The organism is Ruegeria sp. AP11 (assembly GCF_056535865.1).
Map to the genome: position 1 here is coordinate 1,253,486 of NZ_JBQFJB010000001.1, position 20,501 is coordinate 1,273,986.

Annotated in this window: 24 protein-coding genes; 14 read left to right on the plus strand and 10 right to left on the minus strand. The window is 60.7% G+C overall.

The features are described 5' to 3' along the window. Position 1: 1 nt before the first annotated feature. From ACR3E4_RS06520 to ACR3E4_RS06540, 5 genes are all read right to left on the minus strand, one after another. Positions 2 to 1,459 (minus strand): efflux RND transporter periplasmic adaptor subunit, encoded by a 1,458-nt coding sequence (locus ACR3E4_RS06520; RefSeq protein WP_480533369.1) that lies wholly within the window; start codon positions 1,457 to 1,459, stop codon positions 2 to 4. A gap of 105 nt (positions 1,460 to 1,564) precedes the next feature. After that, complete coding sequence (moaB, locus tag ACR3E4_RS06525) at positions 1,565 to 2,107, minus strand: molybdenum cofactor biosynthesis protein B (RefSeq protein WP_480533371.1); 543 nt, start codon at positions 2,105 to 2,107, stop codon at positions 1,565 to 1,567. 6 nt (positions 2,108 to 2,113) lie between these two features. Beyond that, the gene (locus ACR3E4_RS06530; RefSeq protein ID WP_480533373.1) at positions 2,114 to 2,734 is read right to left on the minus strand and encodes a LysE family translocator; all 621 of its coding nucleotides are present in this window, start codon (positions 2,732 to 2,734) and stop codon (positions 2,114 to 2,116) included. Then, positions 2,731 to 3,330, minus strand: a complete 600-nt coding sequence (locus ACR3E4_RS06535; protein ID WP_480533375.1) for a metallophosphoesterase family protein — start codon at positions 3,328 to 3,330, stop codon at positions 2,731 to 2,733. Before ACR3E4_RS06535 ends, ACR3E4_RS06530 begins: the two co-directional genes overlap by 4 nt. Next, a complete protein-coding gene (locus ACR3E4_RS06540) occupies positions 3,327 to 4,100 on the minus strand; it encodes a uracil-DNA glycosylase (RefSeq protein ID WP_480533772.1) in 774 nt (257 codons plus the stop codon). Before ACR3E4_RS06540 ends, ACR3E4_RS06535 begins: the two co-directional genes overlap by 4 nt. An 84-nt stretch (positions 4,101 to 4,184) precedes the next feature. On the opposite strand from ACR3E4_RS06540, the gene ACR3E4_RS06545 reads away from it, so the two are divergent. From ACR3E4_RS06545 to ACR3E4_RS06585, 9 genes are all read left to right on the plus strand, one after another. After that, entirely contained in the window at positions 4,185 to 4,799 is a 615-nt protein-coding gene (locus ACR3E4_RS06545) for a scavenger receptor class F, member 2 (RefSeq protein WP_480533377.1), read from the plus strand. A 59-nt stretch (positions 4,800 to 4,858) separates the two neighbouring features. Then, a complete protein-coding gene (locus ACR3E4_RS06550) occupies positions 4,859 to 5,794 on the plus strand; it encodes an aspartate carbamoyltransferase catalytic subunit (protein WP_480533379.1) in 936 nt (311 codons plus the stop codon). After that, positions 5,791 to 6,309: a hypothetical protein gene (locus ACR3E4_RS06555; RefSeq protein ID WP_480533381.1), complete on the plus strand. Its 519-nt coding sequence runs from the start codon at positions 5,791 to 5,793 to the stop codon at positions 6,307 to 6,309. The genes ACR3E4_RS06550 and ACR3E4_RS06555 overlap by 4 nt, the downstream gene beginning before the upstream one ends. After that, positions 6,294 to 6,680 (plus strand): hypothetical protein, encoded by a 387-nt coding sequence (locus ACR3E4_RS06560; RefSeq protein WP_480533382.1) that lies wholly within the window; start codon positions 6,294 to 6,296, stop codon positions 6,678 to 6,680. The genes ACR3E4_RS06555 and ACR3E4_RS06560 overlap by 16 nt, the downstream gene beginning before the upstream one ends. Positions 6,681 to 7,125: 445 nt before the next feature. Then, positions 7,126 to 8,406, plus strand: coding sequence for a dihydroorotase (gene pyrC, locus ACR3E4_RS06565; RefSeq protein WP_480533384.1), 1,281 nt, complete (start codon positions 7,126 to 7,128; stop codon positions 8,404 to 8,406). After that, positions 8,406 to 9,011: a glycerol-3-phosphate 1-O-acyltransferase PlsY gene (gene plsY, locus ACR3E4_RS06570; RefSeq protein WP_480533386.1), complete on the plus strand. Its 606-nt coding sequence runs from the start codon at positions 8,406 to 8,408 to the stop codon at positions 9,009 to 9,011. Before pyrC ends, plsY begins: the two co-directional genes overlap by 1 nt. After that, complete coding sequence (locus ACR3E4_RS06575; RefSeq protein ID WP_480533388.1) at positions 9,008 to 9,283, plus strand: hypothetical protein; 276 nt, start codon at positions 9,008 to 9,010, stop codon at positions 9,281 to 9,283. The genes plsY and ACR3E4_RS06575 overlap by 4 nt, the downstream gene beginning before the upstream one ends. Before the next feature lie 171 nt (positions 9,284 to 9,454). After that, on the plus strand, positions 9,455 to 9,931 hold the full coding sequence (locus ACR3E4_RS06580) for a YHS domain-containing (seleno)protein (protein ID WP_480533390.1): 477 nt from the start codon (positions 9,455 to 9,457) through the stop codon (positions 9,929 to 9,931). Positions 9,932 to 10,196: 265 nt separating this feature from the next. Then, entirely contained in the window at positions 10,197 to 10,730 is a 534-nt protein-coding gene (locus ACR3E4_RS06585; RefSeq protein WP_480533392.1) for an outer membrane protein, read from the plus strand. Between the two features lie 42 nt (positions 10,731 to 10,772). Here ACR3E4_RS06585 and ACR3E4_RS06590 read toward each other — a convergent pair whose 3' ends face one another. Next, the gene (locus tag ACR3E4_RS06590) at positions 10,773 to 11,756 is read right to left on the minus strand and encodes a quinone oxidoreductase family protein (protein WP_480533394.1); all 984 of its coding nucleotides are present in this window, start codon (positions 11,754 to 11,756) and stop codon (positions 10,773 to 10,775) included. 196 nt (positions 11,757 to 11,952) lie between these two features. Here ACR3E4_RS06590 and ACR3E4_RS06595 point away from each other — a divergent pair, with 196 nt between their 5' ends. Continuing rightward, positions 11,953 to 12,810 carry a DUF2189 domain-containing protein gene (locus ACR3E4_RS06595; protein ID WP_480533396.1) on the plus strand — a complete coding sequence of 286 codons (858 nt, stop codon included), beginning with the start codon at positions 11,953 to 11,955 and terminating at the stop codon, positions 12,808 to 12,810. Positions 12,811 to 12,826: 16 nt separating this feature from the next. On the opposite strand, the gene ACR3E4_RS06600 is transcribed toward ACR3E4_RS06595, so the two are convergent. Both ACR3E4_RS06600 and ACR3E4_RS06605 read right to left on the minus strand, forming a co-directional pair. Then, on the minus strand, positions 12,827 to 13,813 hold the full coding sequence (locus ACR3E4_RS06600) for an NAD(P)H-quinone oxidoreductase (protein WP_480533398.1): 987 nt from the start codon (positions 13,811 to 13,813) through the stop codon (positions 12,827 to 12,829). A 72-nt stretch (positions 13,814 to 13,885) separates the two neighbouring features. Next, positions 13,886 to 14,578 (minus strand): COQ9 family protein, encoded by a 693-nt coding sequence (locus tag ACR3E4_RS06605; protein WP_480533400.1) that lies wholly within the window; start codon positions 14,576 to 14,578, stop codon positions 13,886 to 13,888. 111 nt (positions 14,579 to 14,689) lie between these two features. On the opposite strand from ACR3E4_RS06605, the gene rpsU reads away from it, so the two are divergent. The 3 genes from rpsU (at position 14,690) to ACR3E4_RS06620 (ending at position 17,913) form a co-directional block, all read left to right on the plus strand. After that, positions 14,690 to 14,896, plus strand: coding sequence for a 30S ribosomal protein S21 (gene rpsU, locus ACR3E4_RS06610; RefSeq protein ID WP_005614280.1), 207 nt, complete (start codon positions 14,690 to 14,692; stop codon positions 14,894 to 14,896). A 295-nt stretch (positions 14,897 to 15,191) separates the two neighbouring features. Further along, positions 15,192 to 16,397, plus strand: coding sequence for a CAP domain-containing protein (locus ACR3E4_RS06615; RefSeq protein ID WP_480533402.1), 1,206 nt, complete (start codon positions 15,192 to 15,194; stop codon positions 16,395 to 16,397). Positions 16,398 to 16,644: 247 nt separating this feature from the next. Continuing rightward, positions 16,645 to 17,913 carry a CAP domain-containing protein gene (locus ACR3E4_RS06620; protein WP_480533404.1) on the plus strand — a complete coding sequence of 423 codons (1,269 nt, stop codon included), beginning with the start codon at positions 16,645 to 16,647 and terminating at the stop codon, positions 17,911 to 17,913. 59 nt (positions 17,914 to 17,972) lie between these two features. Here the strand turns inward: ACR3E4_RS06620 and ppk2 are convergent, their stop codons facing one another. Further along, positions 17,973 to 18,890 carry a polyphosphate kinase 2 gene (ppk2, locus tag ACR3E4_RS06625; protein WP_480533406.1) on the minus strand — a complete coding sequence of 306 codons (918 nt, stop codon included), beginning with the start codon at positions 18,888 to 18,890 and terminating at the stop codon, positions 17,973 to 17,975. Positions 18,891 to 19,160: 270 nt separating this feature from the next. Between ppk2 and ACR3E4_RS06630 the strand changes: the two genes are divergently transcribed. Then, a complete protein-coding gene (locus ACR3E4_RS06630; protein WP_480533408.1) occupies positions 19,161 to 20,000 on the plus strand; it encodes a CPBP family intramembrane glutamic endopeptidase in 840 nt (279 codons plus the stop codon). A gap of 4 nt (positions 20,001 to 20,004) precedes the next feature. Here ACR3E4_RS06630 and ACR3E4_RS06635 read toward each other — a convergent pair whose 3' ends face one another. Next, the gene (locus tag ACR3E4_RS06635; RefSeq protein WP_480533410.1) at positions 20,005 to 20,463 is read right to left on the minus strand and encodes an Lrp/AsnC family transcriptional regulator; all 459 of its coding nucleotides are present in this window, start codon (positions 20,461 to 20,463) and stop codon (positions 20,005 to 20,007) included. Between the last annotated feature and the right edge of the window lie 38 nt (positions 20,464 to 20,501).

The following is a 20,501-nucleotide window of genomic DNA, read 5'->3' on the forward strand; positions in this document are numbered from 1 at the left end:
CCTAGCCTCCGGCCCGGTTGTCATCAAGACGGCGCACCAGGGATGCCGGCACCTTTGCTGCGCTCAACTGACCCAATGCCTGCGCCTTGTCTTCTTGCGACATCGCATCGCTGGCTTCGACCTGCGCGACAAGCTGCGCGCGCTTTTCATCAGAAAGCTCGACCAGCCCCGGATCAATTTCGGCGTTGGCCTCGATCCGAAGGGGCCGCACGCGCACACCGGAACCGAGCAGAGGGGTGCGTCCGACCACCACCTCCCGACCTTCCAGACCATCGCCGCGCAGCAACACCTCGTCCGCCTGACGGCGGATCAGCTGCACGGCCAAAAGCTCCAGCCGGTCATCCGGGCCAAGGACCAGAACATTGCCCATGGCATCCAGAACCGAGGACGGCAGCCGCATCACATTCTCCAGTGGCTGTTCCTCTATCGAAACGGTGACGAAATCCCCCGGCTTGAAGCCGGGCGCGTCGTCGAGGCGGGCATAGATCAGACGCCCGGTCTGCCCTTCTCCCGCTGCACCGCTGTCGCGGCTGATCCGGCCCGTGGCGGTCAGGTCCGCTCCGGTGACCTCAAGCGAGACGGTAACCGGCGCCGCGATCAAGGCACCCTGCGCATCCAGCAGCCGAACGAACTGAGCGGTCGAGACACGGAACGCAACCTCAAGCGCGTTGGGGTCCACCAGTTCCGCCAGCTTTTCATTCGCGGCCACAAGATGCCCCTCGACCAGCGTGACGCCGGTCAGTGTCCCATCAAACCCGGCATGGATCGTCATGTCTTCCAGATCACGCTCGGCCCCTTCCAGCGCAATGCGGGCGCGGGCGAACAGAGTGGTGGCCTGATCCACACGCGATTCGGCCTGTGCCAGCGCAATTCTGCGGGCCAGAACCGCCTGATGGGCTGATGTTGCGGCCAATTCCGCCTCTTCCACGCTGGCAGCAGCCCCGACGCCGCGCGTCTGCAGGTCCTGTTGACGTTGCAGCGCCCGGTCGCGCAGTTCGGCCTGCGCCTCGGCCGATTTCAACTCGTCCTGCGCCAAAAGCAGCGAGCGTTCGGCATCGCGTTCTTCAAACTGGGCATCCAGAAGATCGGATTTGGCACGGTCCAATGCCGATTGCATATCGGCAGGGTCCAGTTCAACCAGAAGCTCACCCGCTGTCACGGTGCCGCCATCTTCGAAATCTTCCGCCAATGACACGACACGCCCGCCCAAAGCGGCACGCAGTTCCAGCCGTCGGCGGCTTTGAATCTGGCCGAACGCTTCCAGTTGCGGGGTGACTGTTTCCGGCTCGGCGGTGCGGACGGTGACGGCAAAGATACGTTCCCGCGCCTCAGGAGGTTGCTTGTCCTTGGCCAGCACATCCTGCACCGCACCCGAGATCATCTGAGCGGCCACAAGCAACAGGCCCAGCGTCAGAAACGCCAGAAACACCCCAACAAGGCTTTGCCGCAGAAATCGCATCGGTCGTTACCCTCAGGTCGCATATGCTGCCTACCGCAAAGGTAGCCGGGTCGCAAAAAATGCCAAGCCACAAAGCGGTTATGATGCGTTAAACGCAGAACCAGTCTACTTCCGTCGCAGGTGTTCGTCCAATCTGGGCATTATTTCCACGAAATTGCAGGGCTGGTGGCGATAATCGAACTGTTTTTCCAAAATCGCATCCCATGCATCCTTGCAGGCACCCGGGCTGCCCGGCAGCGCAAACAGATAGGTCCCGCCCGCCACGCCGCCCGTGGCGCGCGACTGCACCGCCGAGGTGCCGATCTTTTCCATCGACACGATGGTGAACACGGTGCCAAAGGCCTCGATCTCTTTCTCATAGACATCGCGATGCGCCTCGACCGTCACATCGCGGCCCGTCAGGCCGGTGCCGCCGGTCGAGATCACAACGTCAATCCCCGGATCGGCCACCCATGTGCGCAGTTGATCCGCAATCTCGGCGCGTTCATCCCTGATGATCTTGCGATCGGCCACCGAATGGCCTACCTTTTCGATCCGGTCGACAAGGGTCTGCCCCGAGCGGTCCTCGTCCAGCGAGCGGGTGTCCGATACGGTCAGAACCGCGATACGTACGGGTATGAACTCCATGCTTTCGTCAATGCGTGACATGTGGCGTCAGGACCTTTCCATAATTGCGAGCCGGATAGCCAGGGCTGTGAAAATACCGCTGGTGACATAGCCCAGAATTCGCGAGGCGCGCGGATTGCCGATCAGCATCCGTCCCGCACCCCCGGCGAAAATGCCGACAAGCCCGTTCACCACAAACCCGCCAACACCAAGTATGATTCCATAAATCAAAAATTGCGCCAGCACCGAACCCTTCTCCGGATCGATAAATTGCGGGATGAAGGCAAGCACAAACAGAATGACCTTGGGATTGGTCAGATTGACCAGCATTCCATCCCGAAACGCGTAACGCGTGGGTCGGTTCGAAGCGTCGGCCGAGATCGCACCGTTCCTGAACGCGCCCCACGCGAGATAAAGCAAATAACCCACACCGACCCAGCGGATCATATCGAACAGCCACGGCAGGGTCGCCACCGCTGCACCAAGGCCGAGACCGGCAATCAGAACATGTACCATTCCGCCAGCGGAGACCCCGGCACTTGCGGCAAGCGCAGGGCGTGGACCCGCGCGCAAGCCTTGACCAAAACAGAACATCATATCCGCGCCGGGTGTCATATTGAGCGCCAGCGCGGCAGGGATAAAAGCCAGCAGCGTAACCGTTTCGATCAAATGCTCACCTCGAACCAATGTACTTTCGGGCCCAGATTGGCGATCCGGGTGCGACCGATTGTGCCGCGATATCCCCAGCTGTCGTGGATATGCCCGCAAAAGACATGGTCGGGCTGCAGCCGTTCTACCGCATCCCGCACCGCCACCGACCCTACGGACAGTCCTTGTGACGTGGTATCGCCATGGCCCTTCGGCGGAGAATGCACAATCAGGATATCCGCAGCGTTGCAGCGGTCCAGCAGCTCTGCCGCCTCGCCCTCGGTCAGGTCGCAGGACCAGTCGCCGAAGGGCGTCACAGGCACACCATAGCCCAGCCCAAACAGGCGCAGACCGTCCAAGGTCATGCCCGTCCCATGCAGAACATGCGCACCATCCGGCGCGGCGGCTGCAAGTTCCTCGGCGCTTTCGGCGTTGCCCGGCACCAGAACCAGCGGTGCGGTTATGCCCGAGAGCATACCCATCGCCTCATCCAATCCCTGTCGCCCGTTGCAGAAATCTCCGGCCCCGATGACCAGATCGGCCTCGGCGCTGGCGGCCACCAGATCGGCGGCACGGCTGCGCGCCATGTGCAGGTCAGAGAATGCCAGAACCCTCATGCCCCGGCCCTCAGCCGCGCTTGCAGGTCCAGCAGATCGGCCCAGGCCTGACGTTTCATCTGCGGTTGCCGCAGCAGATAGGCCGGGTGAAACATCGGGATCACCGGCAGGTTCAGCGCCTGATCCCAGTTGCCGCGCAACCGCGTGATTCCGCGTTTGCCCAGCACGGCCTGACAGCTGATATTGCCCATCACCACCAGCACCTCGGGCTTGACCAAGGCCACGTGGCGTTCGAGAAACGGCTTCATCATGCCGATCTCTTCCGGCTTGGGGTCGCGGTTTTGCGGTGGCCGCCACGGCAGGACGTTGGTGATATAAACACTCTCGCGCCGATCCAGATCAATCGCCGCCAGCATGCGGTCCAGCAATTGCCCGGCGCGCCCGACAAAAGGCTTGCCCTCGCGATCCTCTTCGCGACCGGGTGCCTCGCCAATGATCATCACCCGCGCGCCGGGGGTGCCGTCAGCAAACACCAATTGCCGCGCACCGCGTTTCAGATCGCACAGGCCGAAGGACTCCATCGCCGCGCGCAATTCGCCCAGCGACCCGGCCGATTTCGCTGCGTGTCGCGCAACCACTGCCGGATCGACCTTTTCAGGCGCCTCGGGTGCAGATGCCGCCTTGGCCGCAGCGGGCTTCTTTGCCTTCGGCGCTTTGTCCGGCAACGCGTAGCGATCGATCGGCGCATCCGCGATCGCATCCGTTGCGCCCAGCTCGATCTGCCATTCCAGCAGCGCCCGCGCGGTATGATGGTCCAAGCCCGATTCCATAACCCTCAATCTAACCAGCTTTTGACCGAGGGAAAGCGAATAGACCTTGCCATGGCACAGGGTCGCACCGACCATGGCAGGGTCATGCTGTCATTTCTGCGATTCCTTCTGATTGCTCTATTGCTGACAACCTCTGGCGGTTCGGCGAGTGCGCAGCTGTTTGACCTGAATACTCAATGCCGCGCCGGTCAGTTGCAATGCGGTCGCAATTGCTGCCCCGCTGGTCAACGCTGCAGCTTTGATGGCCGCTGTATCCCGCCCGGACACACCTATTGCGGCGGCGGGCGCACCTGCGGCCCGTTCGAACGCTGCGTCGCCGGCGGCACCCGCTGTGCGCCTGCGGGGGCGAACAAATGCACCTCGCGTCTGGATTGCCCCGGAGGCAGCTTCTGCAACGGACGCGGAGAATGCGAACGCAGCACACCGGACTTCGAACCCGCCCCGGCCCCCACATGCGCGGATGGCCGGACCTGTGGGCCCGGCTCATCCTGCTTGCCGGACGGCGGATGCGCGCGCGCCGGATGGTTTCTGTGCGAAGAAACCGGTTCACAATGCCGACCCGGCTTCAAATGCTCGGCGCATCAGGGATGCGTGCCCATCAAGGCCATCGACTGCGGCTATGGCAAATGGTGCAAACCCGGCGAACAATGCCTGCCCGAGGGTGGATGCGAGAAACTGTCCGAAGGGTCGGAACCTTAGGTTGCCTCTGCCCGCGTGGCTTCCTATAAGCGGTCCGATTGTCAGACAGGAGCCCGCCCATGCGTTTCGCCCATCGTCACCTTCTTGGCATCGAGCATCTGTCGCAATCCGATATCACCGCCATCCTTGATCTGGCCGAGACATATGTCGACCTGAACCGGCAATCGGCCAAGCATTCGGACGTGCTGTCAGGGCTGACGCAGATCAACATGTTCTTTGAAAACTCGACCCGCACGCAGGCCAGTTTCGAGATTGCAGGCAAGCGGCTGGGTGCGGATGTGATGAACATGGCGATGCAGGCCAGTTCGATCAAAAAAGGCGAGACGCTGGTCGATACGGCGCTGACGCTGAACGCGATGCATCCCGATCTGCTGGTGGTACGCCATCCGCATTCCGGTGCGGTGGACCTGCTGGCGCAAAAAGTGAACTGCGCCGTGCTGAACGCAGGCGACGGACGACATGAACATCCGACTCAGGCGCTGCTGGACGCGTTGACCATCCGCCGTGCCAAGGGCCGCCTGCACCGCCTCAACATCGCGATTTGCGGAGACGTGGCACATTCGCGCGTGGCGCGGTCGAACCTGATCCTGCTGGGCAAGATGGAAAACCGCATCCGGCTGATCGGCCCGCCGACACTGGTACCGTCTCAGTTCGCCGAGTTCGGGGCCGAGATCTATGACGACATGAACGAGGGCCTGAAGGACGTCGACGTCGTGATGATGCTGCGCCTTCAGCGCGAGCGGATGGACGGTGGGTTCATCCCCTCGGAACGTGAGTATTATCACCGCTCTGGGCTGAATGCCGAAAAGCTGGCGCTGGCCAAGCCGGACGCCATCGTCATGCACCCCGGCCCGATGAACCGCGGGGTCGAGATCGACGGCACGCTGGCCGACGACATCAACCGGTCGGTCATTCAGGAACAGGTCGAGATGGGCGTTGCCGTCCGCATGGCCGCCATGGACCTGCTGGCGCGCAACCTGCGAGAGCCCGCATGAGCGACCTGACCATCGCCCCCCATGAACACGGCGTAATCCGCCTGTTCGCACTGGACATGCGCCCGGAAGAGGCGAAGTTCCTGCGCGAGCCGGGCGCCGCTGATCAGGTGCTGGGCGTTAAGGGGCTGGACCCCGAGCAGATCGACATCTTCCCTGTGGCCGACCTCGAAGACCTCGGGCTTTATGGCTATCTGAGTGAAGGCTGCGGTGTCTCCGAGGACCAACTTGACCGCAACAGGCTTGAGGCCGTTGACGGCTGGGTGATGGTCGTGCGCAGCGCCGCGTTTGGTGGCCGACCGGCAACCCTGTCGCTTGATCCGCGCCTGCGCCTGATCGGCCTGTTCACCGAAGAGGCCACAAACTGGACTGGCGGCACAATCGAGACCGAAAGCGCCAAACCGTTCTCGGCCCAACAGACCCCATTGGTCGGAGACAAACCACGCCGTATCGGCTCATCCGTGGTTGCCCTGCTGATCCTGATTGCCGTCGGAGGTGCCCTGTGGCTGATCCTGTGACTTTTACCCCCAACAAGGGGTCTTATATTCGCACCAATACCTGGCTGGCCGCTTTTGCGATGGCAGGCGCGATGGTGGTGCTCTGGCTGATCGGCAATCCTTATGTCTGGACCGGCGCACCTGCCGGTCTGGCCGCTGTCGGCATTCGCGCATGGTATCTGGCCTCGGAAGAGCTGACCGCAACGTGGGAAATGACCGACACCACCCTCTCTGGCCCCGGTCCGCGCAAGGTGGCGCTGAACCAGATTCAATCCGTCAACATCATGGGCAGCTTTGTCCAGATCGTCACCAAAAGCGGTGACAAACACCTGATCAAATACCAGGCGAACCCCGCCGCCACCAAAGCCGCGATCGAAAGGGTCATCGGATGAGTGGTGAATGGTGGAGCAAGAACATACCCGAAACCGAAGAGGTTTTGTGGGCTGGGCAACCTGATCAGAGGCATTTTCCGCCTCGTCTTGCGCTGCTCTACAAGGCCGGGATTGCGCTTTTGTTGATCGTCTGGATCATCAGCCCCTGGATTATTGAGGCGCCTCAGGATTTCTGGAAAATTCTGTTCTGCACTGTTGGATATGTGTTTTTCCTTTGGGCAGACAGATTTCTCCGGTCTCAACGTGTATATGTTGTAACCACAAGCAAAGCTTGGGAGTTCAACAAATCAGTCAGGTCAAAACATCTGAAAATCAGCCCTTTCCTGAATTTCTCAAAATCACGCCGGGCGATCGCGTTTAGCCGCCACCCGTTTTTTTCGTTTGACCATCTATCCGATCCCGATGCCGCATTGAAGGCGTTGACCCAAGCCCGAGAGGCCTCGACATGACTTCTGTAGTTTTCACCAATGCCCGCCTGATCGACCCCGAGGCTGGCACGGACAGCACGGGCTGGCTGCAAATCTCCGATGGCCGGATCGTGGCGCGCGGCGGCGGTGAAGCGCCGGCCTCAGACTCGCAGGTCATCGATTGCGGTGGGCATTGTCTGGCCCCGGGTATCGTTGATATCGGCGTCAAGGTCTGCGAACCCGGCGAGCGGCACAAGGAAAGCTACAAATCCGCGGGTCTTGCGGCCGCCGCCGGGGGGGTCACCACCATCGTCACCCGCCCCGATACACTGCCTTCGGTCGATACGCCCGAAACGCTGGAATTCGCGACCCGGCGTGCGCAGGCGGATGCGCCGGTCAACGTGTTACCGATGGCTGCTCTGACCAAGGGGCGCGAAGGGCGCGAAATGACCGAGATCGGGTTCCTGCAGGACGCAGGCGCCGTGGCGTTCACCGATTGCGACCACGTCGTCACCAATACCAAGGTGTTATCCCGCGCCCTGACCTATGCGAAGTCCTGCGGCGCACTGGTGATTGCGCATCCGCAGGAACCGGGGCTGAGCGCCGGGGCCGCCGCCACCAGCGGCAAGTTCGCAGCGCTGCGCGGGCTACCTGCAGTCTCACCCATGGCGGAACGGATGGGTCTGGACCGCGACATTGCGCTGCTGGAAATGACCGGGGCTGCCTATCACGCAGACCAGATCACAACCGCCCGCGCCCTGCCGGCACTGGAGCGCGCCAAGCGCAACGGTCTGGACATCACCGCCGGAACCTCAATCCATCATCTGACACTGAACGAGTTGGACGTGGCCGACTATCGCACCTTCTTCAAGGTCAAGCCGCCGCTACGGTCCGAGGATGACCGGCAGGCCGTGATCGAGGCGGTGCGGACCGGGCTGATCGACATCATCAGTTCGATGCACACCCCGCAGGACGAGGAAAGCAAGCGCCTGCCGTTCGAAGAGGCGGCCTCGGGCGCGGTGGCGCTGGAAACGCTGCTGCCTGCGGCGCTGCGGCTTTATCATTCCGAACAGCTTGACCTGCCGACCCTGTTCCGCGCCATGGCGCTGAACCCGGCGAAACGGCTGGGTCTGGAAAGTGGCCGACTGGCCGAGGGCGCGCCTGCCGATCTGGTGCTGTTCGACCCGGATGTGCCCTTTGTGCTGGACCGGTTTGCGCTGAAATCGAAATCGCAGAACACACCGTTTGACGGGCAGCGGATGCAGGGTAAGGTCACCGCAACCTACGTGGCCGGAAAAGAAATCTACCGGAGAGCCTGATGCCCCTCATCGACAGCACCATGACCCAACTGATCCTATGGGCGGCTCTGGGTTATCTCATGGGATCGATCCCGTTTGGCATGGTTATCGCCCGCGTGATGGGGCTGGGCAATCTGCGCAATATCGGGTCGGGCAATATCGGCGCAACCAATGTGCTGCGGACCGGCAACAAGGCAGCGGCGGCGCTGACCCTGCTGTTGGATGCGGCCAAAGGGGCCGTCGCAGTGTTGCTGGCACGAGCGCTGGCCGGAGAGGACGCGGCACAGATCGCCGCTTTGACCGCCTTCATCGGCCATTGCTTTCCGGTCTGGCTGGGGTTCAGGGGCGGCAAGGGCGTCGCCACGTTCATCGGGCTCTGGCTGGCGCTGGACTGGCGCGTTGGTCTTGCCTGCTGCGCAACATGGCTGGTGGCCGTTGCAATCTGGCGCATTTCATCTGTTGGTGCCCTGGCGGCGGCGGCATTGTCCACGGCATGGATCATGCTGCTGACCGATGGCAGCACTTTCATACTCGGGATCGTGCTGACCCTACTGATCTACTGGCGGCACAGCGCCAATCTGGCCCGGATCAAAGCCGGGACCGAGCCCAAAATCGGAAAATCGTGACCCTCTCGGATCGCGTCGCAAATGCGCTGGTCCATCTGCCTGCGGGCACCTTTACGGGCACCGCCGAGCAGCGGCGTTATGTGGTGTCGCATCAGATCATGGCGGGTGGAAAGTCGCATAAGCTGGTCGCGCATCAGCTTGGCGGGCCGGACTATATCAGCCTGAACCTCTATCTGACGCAACGCAGCGGCCCCCTGCTGCGCCCCTGTGAGATGCCCGCCGAAAAGGTGACCGCCTTCGTTCTGGCCCTGGTCCCTGACGTGCGCGAATGAACAGGTTCTATTCGCGCGTGCACAATCACAATTGATTGCTTTGAACGTGATCAGAGCACTGCCCAATTGGGTGCTGTGACAGCCAATTGCCGGCTTCGCAAAAACAAATCCGGTTCGCCGGAGCAAAATTGAGTTGCTCGAACGCGAGCCTATTCACGAAAGGTGAACACAATGAACAAGTTCAAATCCCTCATCGGCGGTGTCACACTGTCCGTTGCCGTCGCAAGCACCGCTCTGGCCGCTGGCGTTGAACTGAACGCAAGCTCGACCGGTCTGGCGCTGCAGGGCTATGACCCGGTTGCCTACTTCACCGTCGGCGAAGCCACCAAAGGCAGCTACAAGATCACCGCGCTGCACAATGAAGCACTGTACCGCTTTGCTTCGGAAGAAAACAAAGCAGCCTTCGAAGCGAACCCAGAGGCATACCTGCCCGCATATGGCGGCTACTGCGCCTTCGGCACCGCGATGGGCTTCAAGTTCGACGGTGACCCGAACTACTGGAAAATCGTTGACGACAAGCTGTACCTGAACCTGTCGGCCGACATTCAGGAACGCTGGGAAGGCGACATCCCGGGCTTCAACGAACGCGCTGACGCCAACTGGAAAGAAATCGCAAGCAAGACCCCTGCGGAACTGCAAGAGCAGTAAACCGCTCATAGACTACTGCGCTTCGGCGGCGGATCGCATCCGCCGCCGTTTGCCGTTTGAAGACCTCAGCGCAGGACCTATCTGAAACAGCAGATAAGTGTCCGGTTTCAACGGGCCAGCGGCATCTGGCACATCAGTCTGCGCGCATTCAGTTCGGAATAGATGATTACGTGATGATCCGGTCCAAAGGCCGGGTCGTATCTGTCGGTATATGGCCGCGCTGCTGACCCGCCGCGGCCGGACCTTGAGCGAAAGGACTAAGAAGATGACAGCTAAACTGATAGTGTTCACGACTGTCGCAACCTTGGCGGCAGGATCGGCGATGGCGCAAGCCTCGGGCAACTGGACCGGGTTTTATGGCGGCGCACAGCTGGGCTATGCCGATATCGACACCGACCTGTCCGGCGTCGACGGGGACGGCGTGATCGGTGGTATCATTCTGGGTTATGATTATGACCTGGGCGACTGGGTTGTCGGGGGCGGATTCGACTATGACTGGACCGATGTGGACCTTTCGGGCGCCGCCACGGTCGAGAACGTCTGGCGCATCAAGGCGCGCGCCGGTTACAAGGTGAACCCGCAAGGGTTGCTGTACGGGACCGCAGGCTATGCAGACGCGGATACCGATACGCTGGGCAGTGACAACGGCTGGTTCATCGGCGCAGGTTATGAACAGATCGTGGCGCCCAATATCAGCGTCGGTGGAGAGCTGTTGTATCACGAGTTCGACGACTTCAATTCGAGCGGCGTGGATGTGGACGCCACAACGTTCCAACTGCGCGTGGCCTACCGGTTCTGAGGTCAGCCTATCGAGCCCGGCGCGGCTGCCGGGCTCAGCCTTTTAAGGCTCCAGTATCGTACTGCCGGTGGTCTGACGCGCCTCAAGGGCGCGATGGGCCTCGGCCACCTGATCCAGTGGGAAATGCTGGTCGACATGGATTTTGACCTCACGCCCTTCCACCTTGCCAAACAGCCGCCGCGCCATCGCCTGACAGACCGCATGATCGGCAATATGGGTGAACAGCGTCGGACGAGTGATCTTCAGCGATCCCCGCTGGGCCAGCATCCCCAGATCAAAAGGCGGAACCGGCCCCGAAGCATTGCCAAACGAAACCATCATGCCCAGCGGTTTCAGGCAATTCAGCGACCCTTCGAACGTATCCGCGCCGATCGAGTCCATCACGACATCCACGCCCTTGCCGCCCGTGATCTCGGCCACGCGCTGCACGAAATTCTGAGTCCGGTAGTTGATGCATTGGGCGGCCCCGTTGAATTGTGCAAGGCTGCATTTCTCATCGGTCCCCGCGGTGCCGATCAGGGTGATCCCCTCGGATTTCGCCCATTGGCAGGCGATCAGCCCCACCCCGCCCGCAGCGGCATGAAACAGCACCGTATCCCCGCGCCGCAGCGGCGTGGTGCGGTGAAACAGATATTCCACCGTCATACCCTTCAGCATCATTGCCGCGGCAGTCCGGAACGAGATGTTTTCAGGCAGCGGACAGACCTGCGCGGCAGGCATTACGCGCGCTTCGCTATAAGCGCCCGGCGGTCCGGCGGCATAAGCGGCACGCTGGCCGGGTACAAGATGGGTGACGCCGTCGCCAACTGCCTCGATCACACCCGCAGCTTCCATGCCCAGAGCGTGGGGCAAATCCAGCGGATAAAGACCGCTGCGCTGATACACATCGATGAAGTTCAACCCGCAGGCGTGATGCCGGATACGAACCTCGCCCGGACCCGGTTCACTCAGTGGGCGATCCTCGACCCGCAGAACTTCTGGCCCGCCGGTTTCGTGAATGACCACGGTGCGTGCTGTTTGCTGCATGACTGCCTCCCTTGCCTGTTAAACAAAGCTAACACGCCTGCGCGACAGGGCAATCCTTGCGGTCGCGCAAGGGTGATCGGGCAAGTTTTTGCAAGATGTGCTATACTATCACAAGACGTTGCCGGCTGATCCGGTCACGAGCCTTCGCCACACCGGATACATCCCGCGGCGCACCCATGCCAGAAAGGGGATGATGATGGACAAGACAATCGGTAACCCAATCAGCTGGGTCGCCCGTCAGATGCGGGCCACCAGCGACCACGTTGCAGAATCGGTCAGCGAAATCGGCGGTGCGGACACCAACGCAATGCCGGTGGTACATACGCTGACCCTGCAAGACCTGCGTGCCTGCCTGAGGGCGGGTTACGAGGATTTTCTGGAAACCCGTGCGGACGCGGTTTTTGTGGTCCTGATCTACCCGATTGCCGGGCTTTTGATGTTCGGGATCGGGCTGAACAAGGACATGGTGCCGTTGCTGGCACCGCTGATCGCGGGCTTTGCGCTGGTCGGACCGGTTGCAGCGGTCGGGCTTTATGAAATCAGCCGCAAGCGGGAACAAGGCGGCGAGGTCCACTGGCTGGACGCGTTCGGGGTGTTTCGATCCCCGTCTTTCGGGGCCATTCTGGCGCTGGGGTTCTATCTGGTCATGCTGTTACTGATCTGGCTGATGGTCGCGCAGGCGATCTATGCGCAGACACTCGGGCCCGAGCCTCCGGCCTCGCTTATGATCTTTCTCACCGAGGTGTTCACCACAGGCGCGGGTTGGGCGATGATCCTGATCGGAACCGCCACGGGGTTCCTGTTCGCGCTGGTCGCACTGGCGCTGAGCGTGGTCAGCTTTCCGCTGCTGCTGGACAAGAAGGTGGGCGTGCCGGTGGCCGTTGTCACCTCGGTCCGCGTATTGCGGCATAACCCGCGCGTGATCCTGACGTGGGGCGCCATCGTGGCTGCCTTGCTGGTGCTGGGATCGGTGCCGATGCTGCTGGGGCTGATCGTGGTGATGCCGGTTCTTGGCCATGCCACATGGCACCTGTATCGCCGGGCCGTCGCCTGACCGCCCGAACGCAGGATCAGCCCGCGACCTTTAGAACGATCTTGCCGATATGGCCGGAACTTTCCATCCGCGCATGGGCGGCGGCGGCATCGGCCAGAGCGAACTCGGAATCCATCACCGGTGCGACTTTCCCTGCCTCAAGCAGGGGCCAGACGGCCTCGCGCAGGTCCTGCGCAATCCGCGCCTTGGCCAGATCGCTTTGCGGCCGCAGGGTGCTGCCGGTCAGGGTCAGACGTTTGACCATCATCAGGGCAAAATTGACCTCAACCTTGGGCCCCTGCAAAAAGGCGATCTGGACCAGCCGCCCATCCTCGGCCAGCGCCTTGATGTTACGGGGAATATAGTCGCCGCCCACCATGTCGAGGATCAGGTTCGCGCCGCCTTCGACGCGCATCGCGGCCACGAAATCCTCGTCACGGTAATTGATCGCTTTTTCCGCGCCCAACTTCACGCAAGCCTCGCATTTTTCAGCCGAACCCGCCGTGGCAAACACCCGGGCACCAAAGGCATTGGCCAATTGAATGGCTGTCGTACCGATACCGCTGGAGCCGCCATGGACCAGAAACCGCTCACCCGCTTTCAGGCCGCCTCGGGTGAAGACATTGGACCAGACGGTAAAGAAGGTCTCGGGCAGGCAGGCGGCGTCTTTCAGGCCCATGCCCGCAGGCACCGGCAGGCAATGCGCGGCGGGTGTGGCAACGTATTCGGCATAGCCGCCGCCGGGCAACAGCGCGCAGACCTGATCGCCCACGGCCAAGCCTTCCACACCCGAGCCGATCGCAACGACCTCACCCGAGGCTTCCAGCCCGGGCAAATCGCTGGCCCCCGGAGGTGGGTCATAAGCCCCGGCCCGTTGCAGCGCATCCGGGCGGTTCACACCGGCATAAGCCACCTTCAGAACCACCTGACCTTCGGCCGGTTCCGGTATCGGGCGTTCGGTCAGTTGCAGAACATCCGGGCCACCCGGCTGAGTGATCTCGACAGCGCGCATCGTCTGGGTCATGGGCAATTCTCCTTTGCCCAATGCCTAGCAGGCGGTCGCGCAGAGGCCCAGCGACAAGTGCGCGTGCCGAGGCTATTTTCCCGAGGACAGCGAACCGGGCAGGTTTTCCGGCATTTTTGCTGGAGCTTTCACCTGCCCCGCAAGCCAGTTGGGCACGGCGAGGAAGGGCTTCAACAGCGGGTTGCCATTCACCTGCGCCTTGAGCTTTTCGAACTGCATCACACCTTCGATCCGACGATCCAGGAATTCCCATGTCGCCTGATAATCCGAGCTGTCATCGCCCAGCCAATACAGCAGGGTCGCGGAATACACCCCAGAAAGCGTCGCGCGTTTGGTGTACCAGTTCACATCGTCAGAGCTGTCGCCCAAAGCGTTCCAGATCAGATCGCAGGTGCCCCAGACCGCCTTGGCCCCATCGGCGGCATGGATCGGCAAGGCAAACAGGGTCACGCCCCGGCGCACCGCCTCTTTGTCTTCCACCGCCTGCAGGCGGAACCGCACCGCGGCGGCGATCTTGTCGCGGAACTTCAGCCCGCTCAGATCCTCGGCCCTGATCCGTTCAAGCATTGCCTTGTCGCCGCGCGCATGAAAGGCCAGCGCCAGATCGACGGCGCCGCGCGGGCAGATGGCGCGGGCCAGCCCGGCATCCAGATCGCAATCGGCAATCGCCGCGCAAAAGCTGGTTTCCGACCATCCGTCAAACGGCACATGGTCCAGAATCGCGTTCAGAAGCTGCTCTTTGGTGTCTTCATAGGTGACGGTCATGTCGGTTCTCCGGGTTCCAAGGCCAGTACTAGACAAGTTAGAGGCGCTTTGCTATACGGCCACTTCCTGCAATTTCCTTGCAACTCTATCTAGAAAGGTGGTGACAACCACATGCAGGTTAGTGTTCGCGACAATAACGTCGATCAGGCGCTTCGTGCCCTGAAGAAAAAGCTGCAGCGCGAAGGCGTGTTCCGTGAAATGAAGCTGAAGCAACATTTCGAGAAACCGTCCGAGAAAAAAGCGCGCGAGAAAGCTGAAGCGATCCGCCGTGCCCGTAAACTGGCACGCAAGAAAGCCCAGCGCGAAGGTCTGCTCTAAGAGCGTACCGCGACTCGTCCAGCTTTGGATGACACTATTTGACGACCCCCGAGGCCCTGCCCGGGGGTTTGTCGTTTTCAGGGCGGGCGATTCCGCCGATTTCCCGGCACGACCACCGCGACAACCCGCCGATTTTCGCGGGCCTCACCCGGTCGGCATTTTACAGCGCAGCGAATCGCTGTGTGGTTGCATTCCGTCGCCGAAAAACGCCTATCCGGCCTGCTCCTCTATCAACGTCAGTCCTGCCCCCGGTATCTGAGGCCGTCCACTCAGACACAACAAAACGGAGGCACTGATGTCGACAGCAAGCACGGTCGAGCGGGAAATGCTGGCGCTGATCAACCAAGAGCGCACATCCCGCGGGCTGGAACCCCTGCAACTTGAGACTCAACTGAACGAATCGTCCGAAGACCACAGCGCCTGGATGCTGGAAACCGACCGCTTCAGCCACACGGGACAGGGCGGTTCGACCGCGACCCAGCGCATGCAAGCGGCCGGGTTCGATCTGGAAGGTCGCTGGCGCACCGGCGAAAACATCGCCTGGCAGTCGGAGCGCGGCGCGCCCGGCATCAGCGATGACGTGGCTCAGCTACACCAGAACCTGATGAACAGCCCCGGTCACCGCGCCAATATCCTGAACCCTGACTTCCGGTATATCGGCATCGGGATCGAAACCGGCGACATGCAGGGCTTCGATGCGGTCATGGTCACCCAGAACTTCGCCACCACTCAGGCCGAGGTCATGCTGGATACAACCGACAGCACCCCGCCCATGACCCCTCCGACCGATGAGGTTGCCGAGCCAGAGGAAGAGGTTGTTACCCCGCCGGAACCCGAAACCCCCGACACCGACGTCACCGAAACAGAAGAACCGGTGGTCGAAACACCCGATACGGATGTTACGGAGACCGAGGAACCGTCGGAGGAAACCCCGGACACCGATGTCACTGAGACGGAAGAACCGGCAGACGAAACGCCGAACGAGGATGTGACCGAGACCGAGGAGCCTGCGGACGAGACCCCGGATACGGATGTGACCGAAACGGAAGAACCCGAGCCCGAGACTCCGGTGGCAGAGGTGGAAGACCCGGAACCCGAGACGCACGAGACGCCCGAGACCGATGTGACAGATGTAGAAGACCCCGTCGAGGACGACGCGCCAGAGACGGATGTCACCGAGGTGGAAGACCCGATGCCGGAAATGCCCGGGGGCGATACCACTGAAGAGGACTTGCCCGCACCCGGCTACTTTGACGTTCAGGCGTTTCTGGCGGAAATCCAGGCCTTCGTGGACGCGCTGCAGGCTCGGCTTGATCAGTTCGACTGGATCCCGCCACAAATGGCAGACTCCACGCCCGAAATGGATGATTTCGATCTGATGCTGGGCAACGATATTGTCGAAGATACGGTGGAATTTGTCGAAACCGTGGTGGAAGACACAACCGATGACTTCGACAATGTCTTCTTCGTCGAGATGAACTGCAATTTCGATTTCGGCTGATCACTGACTGGGGCGTGAGGCGGAGTAACTCTGCCTCGCGCCGCTGTTTCGCCGCACGGTGTCAGAACCAAATGCACTCAATTCACCTGCTGCAAACCGGGTGAATGCGCGGCTTTCTGCACAAGCACAATCAACTATTGGTGACAAACCGCCAACGCCGCTTAAAGGCAAAATTGTGACTTTCTGTCGCCAAATTTTCGCCACTAAGGTCGCTGCAACTTAGCACCACCCTACCGGAGACCCACTCATGTCCATTGCGAGCGACCTAGAGCGCCAGATGCTTGCCCTGATCAATGCCGAGCGCACTTCGCGCGGCCTAAATCCTGTGCAACTGGAGCTCCGGCTCAACGAATCGGCTGAAGATCATAGCGATTGGATGCTGCGAACCGACAATTTCAGCCATACGGGCGCCGGAGGATCCAGCGCGGGGGACCGCATGCGCGATGCGGGTTTTCAGTTCAGCGGTAGCTGGACCTGGGCCGAAAACATTGCCTGGCAAAGCATACGGGGCGAGCCTGGCTTGTCAGATGATGTACAGAACCTTCACGATTCTCTGATGAACAGCCCCGGCCATCGCGCCAACATCCTGAATCCGGATGTGACAGTCATCGGTATCGGTATCGAAACAGGAAACTTTGACGGCTGGGACGCCATCATCGTGACACAGAATTTCGCCCGCACGTCCGCACCGCTTCAATTGGATACGGGCGATTCAGGCGGCGGAAGCGGCGGCGACACGCCCCCGCCACCGAGTCCTTCCGAGCCACCCGCCAGCGACGATCCGGTTGAAATCATTGTCTCAGGAGACAGAACTGGAACTGATGGTGATGACTGGCTGGTTTTGCGAAAAGGAGTCGCAGGTAAGCTCGTTGGGCTGGATGGGGACGATATCCTTACGGGCTCCTCAAAAGTAGACCAACTGCACGGCTCAGAAGGCAACGACACGCTGACGGGCAAAGCTGGCAATGATAAACTCCGTTCCGGGCAAGGGGATGACAGAGCGTCCGGAAACTCAGGGCACGACAATATCAAAGGTGGCGCTGGCAACGACCGGCTGTACGGTGGCGACGGCGAAGACGAGCTCTACGGAAATGATGGCCAGGACGTGATCTACGGAGGCAGGCACGACGATCGGATTAAAGGCGGCAATGATGCGGATACGCTGTCGGGGTCTTCTGGACATGACAAGTTGTGGGGCCAAGATGGCGACGACACCCTGAATGGTGGTGATGGCCGGGACAGATTGTCGGGCGGATCCGGGAATGATGTTCTGACTGGCGGCAACAGCGCGGATCAGTTTGTTTTCAACACAGGAACGGATCGCATCACCGATTTCGGTGGCTCGGATTTGATTGATCTGCGTAAGACTGATGCGATCTCCAGCTTCAGGGACCTTACAAACAATCACATATTCGAATCCGGAAACGACGTCGTGATCGGCGATGGGCTGGGCAACTATCTGGTCGTTGAGGACACATCACTGTCGGATCTGGATCGAGGCGACTTCATCTTCTGACCTCGTCAATGCCTGACAGAATCAAAACAGGGCGCTTTGCTTGAAGCGCCCTGTTTTTGTTAGTAGATTTTCGGTACGTAAAGATCGTCAGGCAGGATGCGCCGTTCATATTCCGGGTTATAGCGCCGGTCAGGCAGCGTTACTTTTTCCTGCGGAACGTCATCATACGGAATTTTGGTCAGCAGATGCTCGATACAGTTCAGGCGTTCGCGTTTCTTGTCGTTGCCTTCGACAATATACCATGGCGCTTCTGAGATATTGGTGCGGAAGAACATGTCTTCCTTGGCCTTGGTATAGGCCTCCCAACGGATGCGGGATTCCAGGTCCATCGGTGACAGTTTCCACTGTTTCATCGGATCGTGGATGCGCATCAGGAATCGCAATTGCTGCTCTTCATCCGTGATAGAGAACCAGTATTTCAACAGGATGATCCCGGACCGCACCAACATGCGCTCGAATTCGGGAACGTCCTGAAAGAACTGTTCGACCTGATCTTCGTTGGCAAACCCCATCACCCGCTCGACACCGGCGCGGTTGTACCACGACCGGTCAAAGAACACGATCTCGCCCGCCGCTGGCAGGTGCGGCACATACCGTTGAAAATACCACTGACTTTGTTCCCGGCGGCTGGGCGCGGGCAAAGCCACGACGCGCGCCACACGTGGATTCAGGCGTTGCGTGATCCGTTTGATCACCCCCCCCTTGCCCGCGCTGTCGCGACCTTCGAACAGGATGCAGACCTTCGCCCCGGTATGCACAACCCAGTCCTGCACCTTGATCAGTTCGGCCTGCAGGCGCAGAAGGTTGCGGAAATACACCTGGCGGTCCAGCATATCGGGATGCTGGTCCTTATAGATCTTGCGGACTTCCATCGACAGCATGGGTTCGCTGAATTCGATCTCGATATCCTCGTCCAGCGAGTCTTCCAGCTCGGCTTCCAGCCAGTCTTTGGGGGCGCGGTCATTTTCATAGGCCAAGGTCTGCTCCTTACAATTCACCGGGACCGGACAATATCTGGGCTGTGTAACCGGCGGATGTCACCGTCTGCTGCAACTGTTGAATAAACGTGCGACAGCGTGCGAGGTCTCCGGAACCCGGATTTTGGCGCGGTCTCTCACAGGTTACAAGCGTTTGAATTGCCGCAACGCGAACGGATGCCGGATCTGGCGCTGCGATGCCCGGAAATTCGGCACTTGTCTTTCCTGTCCGGGTATTCGCATCAATGGCCATCGTAATCGGAGAACGCCATGAGCCATGCTGTAATCCTGTTGCCCGTGCTATGGCCCTGGCTGGTGTTGATTGCGGCCCAGATCAGCCTGCTAAGCGGCAGGCACAAGATCGCGATCACTCTGCTTGCGATATTTGGCACAGTGGCTCTGACACAGGGGCTGCTGAGCTGGGGCGCTGCGCTGATGATCCTTGCGGGCTTGCTCGGGGCCTCTCAGATGTACCGCCTGAAGGGCGCTCTGCTTTGGGCGGGCCATCTTGCCCTTATCGGGTGGAGCATCGCTCTGGCCCTTCATGTATTGCCCGGGGTGCACAACCCGCTGGTACTCGATCAGGTGCAGTCAGGCCCCCTGAGTCGCCCGTTCTCGATGTATGTCAATCTGGACAAACCGATGATCTTTTTCGCGGTGGCGCTGGTCTGGCCCGCCATGCTGCACGCCAGGCATGCCGTCAAAATCGCGCCGCTTCTGGCCGGGCTGGTGCTGTTGCCCATATTGCTGGCCGTGGCTGTAGTGTCCGGAGCCGTTGATCCCGAACCCGGCCTGCCCGAGTGGTGGCTGGTATTCGCACTGTCCAATCTGTTTATGACCTGCCTGACCGAAGAAGCGTTTTTTCGCGGTTATCTACAATCCGTCATCGCCGCATGGCTCGGACCCGTGGCAGGCATTGTGGCGAGCAGTCTGCTGTTCGGCCTCGCCCATGCCGCGGGTGGCGTAATGCTGGTAGCCTTCGCCGCCCTTCTCGGGTTTGCCTGTGGTTTGGGCTATTTCGCGACCGGGCGTCTATGGGTGCCGGTGCTGATGCATTTCGGTTTCAACATGGCGCACCTGCTGCTGTTTACCTATCCCGGCCCGGCCTGAGCCATCAGACCGGCAATGCCGTCGTCTTGAACACGGTCCGCAGCGCGAACGAGCTTTGCATCTGCGCCACGCCCGGCAGACGGGACAGATACTGCCGGTGAATGCGGGCAAAATCCTCGGTGTTTTCGGCGACCACTTTCAGGATGTAATCCGCCGTGCCTGCCATGAGATGGCATTCCAGAACATCCGGTATGCGCGCAACGGCTTTCTCGAAAGCCTCCAGAACCTCCTCGGCCTGTCCCTGAAGGGTGATCTCGACGAAGACGGTTGTCGGCACGTTCAGTTTGCGCGCATCCAGCAATGCGACATAGTCCTTGATGTAGCCGTCCGCCTCAAGCCGCTGCACCCGCCGGTGGCAGGCCGAAGGCGAAAGGTTTGCCTGTTCCGACAGATCCGCATTGGACATGCGTCCTTTGCGCTGTAGCGCCGCCAGAATCTTTCGATCGGTCGCGTCCAATGTCATCTGCGCACATCCATTGCATAAAACTGAAAGAAGTTAGG

Excerpts from the sequence above, each read along its gene's own strand:
- ACR3E4_RS06520 (WP_480533369.1), bottom strand. The coding sequence starts at position 1,459 with ATGCGATTTCTGCGGCAAAGCCTTGTTGGGGTGTTTCTGGCGTTTCTG.
- moaB (WP_480533371.1), bottom strand. The coding sequence starts at position 2,107 with ATGTCACGCATTGACGAAAGCATGGAGTTCATACCCGTACGTATCGCG.
- ACR3E4_RS06535 (WP_480533375.1), bottom strand. The coding sequence starts at position 3,330 with ATGAGGGTTCTGGCATTCTCTGACCTGCACATGGCGCGCAGCCGTGCC.
- ACR3E4_RS06540 (WP_480533772.1), bottom strand. The coding sequence starts at position 4,100 with ATGGAATCGGGCTTGGACCATCATACCGCGCGGGCGCTGCTGGAATGG.
- ACR3E4_RS06545 (WP_480533377.1), top strand. The coding sequence starts at position 4,185 with ATGCTGTCATTTCTGCGATTCCTTCTGATTGCTCTATTGCTGACAACC.
- ACR3E4_RS06550 (WP_480533379.1), top strand. The coding sequence starts at position 4,859 with ATGCGTTTCGCCCATCGTCACCTTCTTGGCATCGAGCATCTGTCGCAA.
- ACR3E4_RS06555 (WP_480533381.1), top strand. The coding sequence starts at position 5,791 with ATGAGCGACCTGACCATCGCCCCCCATGAACACGGCGTAATCCGCCTG.
- pyrC (WP_480533384.1), top strand. The coding sequence starts at position 7,126 with ATGACTTCTGTAGTTTTCACCAATGCCCGCCTGATCGACCCCGAGGCT.
- plsY (WP_480533386.1), top strand. The coding sequence starts at position 8,406 with ATGCCCCTCATCGACAGCACCATGACCCAACTGATCCTATGGGCGGCT.
- ACR3E4_RS06580 (WP_480533390.1), top strand. The coding sequence starts at position 9,455 with ATGAACAAGTTCAAATCCCTCATCGGCGGTGTCACACTGTCCGTTGCC.
- ACR3E4_RS06585 (WP_480533392.1), top strand. The coding sequence starts at position 10,197 with ATGACAGCTAAACTGATAGTGTTCACGACTGTCGCAACCTTGGCGGCA.
- ACR3E4_RS06590 (WP_480533394.1), bottom strand. The coding sequence starts at position 11,756 with ATGCAGCAAACAGCACGCACCGTGGTCATTCACGAAACCGGCGGGCCA.
- ACR3E4_RS06595 (WP_480533396.1), top strand. The coding sequence starts at position 11,953 with ATGGACAAGACAATCGGTAACCCAATCAGCTGGGTCGCCCGTCAGATG.
- ACR3E4_RS06600 (WP_480533398.1), bottom strand. The coding sequence starts at position 13,813 with ATGACCCAGACGATGCGCGCTGTCGAGATCACTCAGCCGGGTGGCCCG.
- ACR3E4_RS06605 (WP_480533400.1), bottom strand. The coding sequence starts at position 14,578 with ATGACCGTCACCTATGAAGACACCAAAGAGCAGCTTCTGAACGCGATT.
- rpsU (WP_005614280.1), top strand. The coding sequence starts at position 14,690 with ATGCAGGTTAGTGTTCGCGACAATAACGTCGATCAGGCGCTTCGTGCC.
- ACR3E4_RS06615 (WP_480533402.1), top strand. The coding sequence starts at position 15,192 with ATGTCGACAGCAAGCACGGTCGAGCGGGAAATGCTGGCGCTGATCAAC.
- ACR3E4_RS06620 (WP_480533404.1), top strand. The coding sequence starts at position 16,645 with ATGTCCATTGCGAGCGACCTAGAGCGCCAGATGCTTGCCCTGATCAAT.
- ACR3E4_RS06630 (WP_480533408.1), top strand. The coding sequence starts at position 19,161 with ATGAGCCATGCTGTAATCCTGTTGCCCGTGCTATGGCCCTGGCTGGTG.
- ACR3E4_RS06635 (WP_480533410.1), bottom strand. The coding sequence starts at position 20,463 with ATGACATTGGACGCGACCGATCGAAAGATTCTGGCGGCGCTACAGCGC.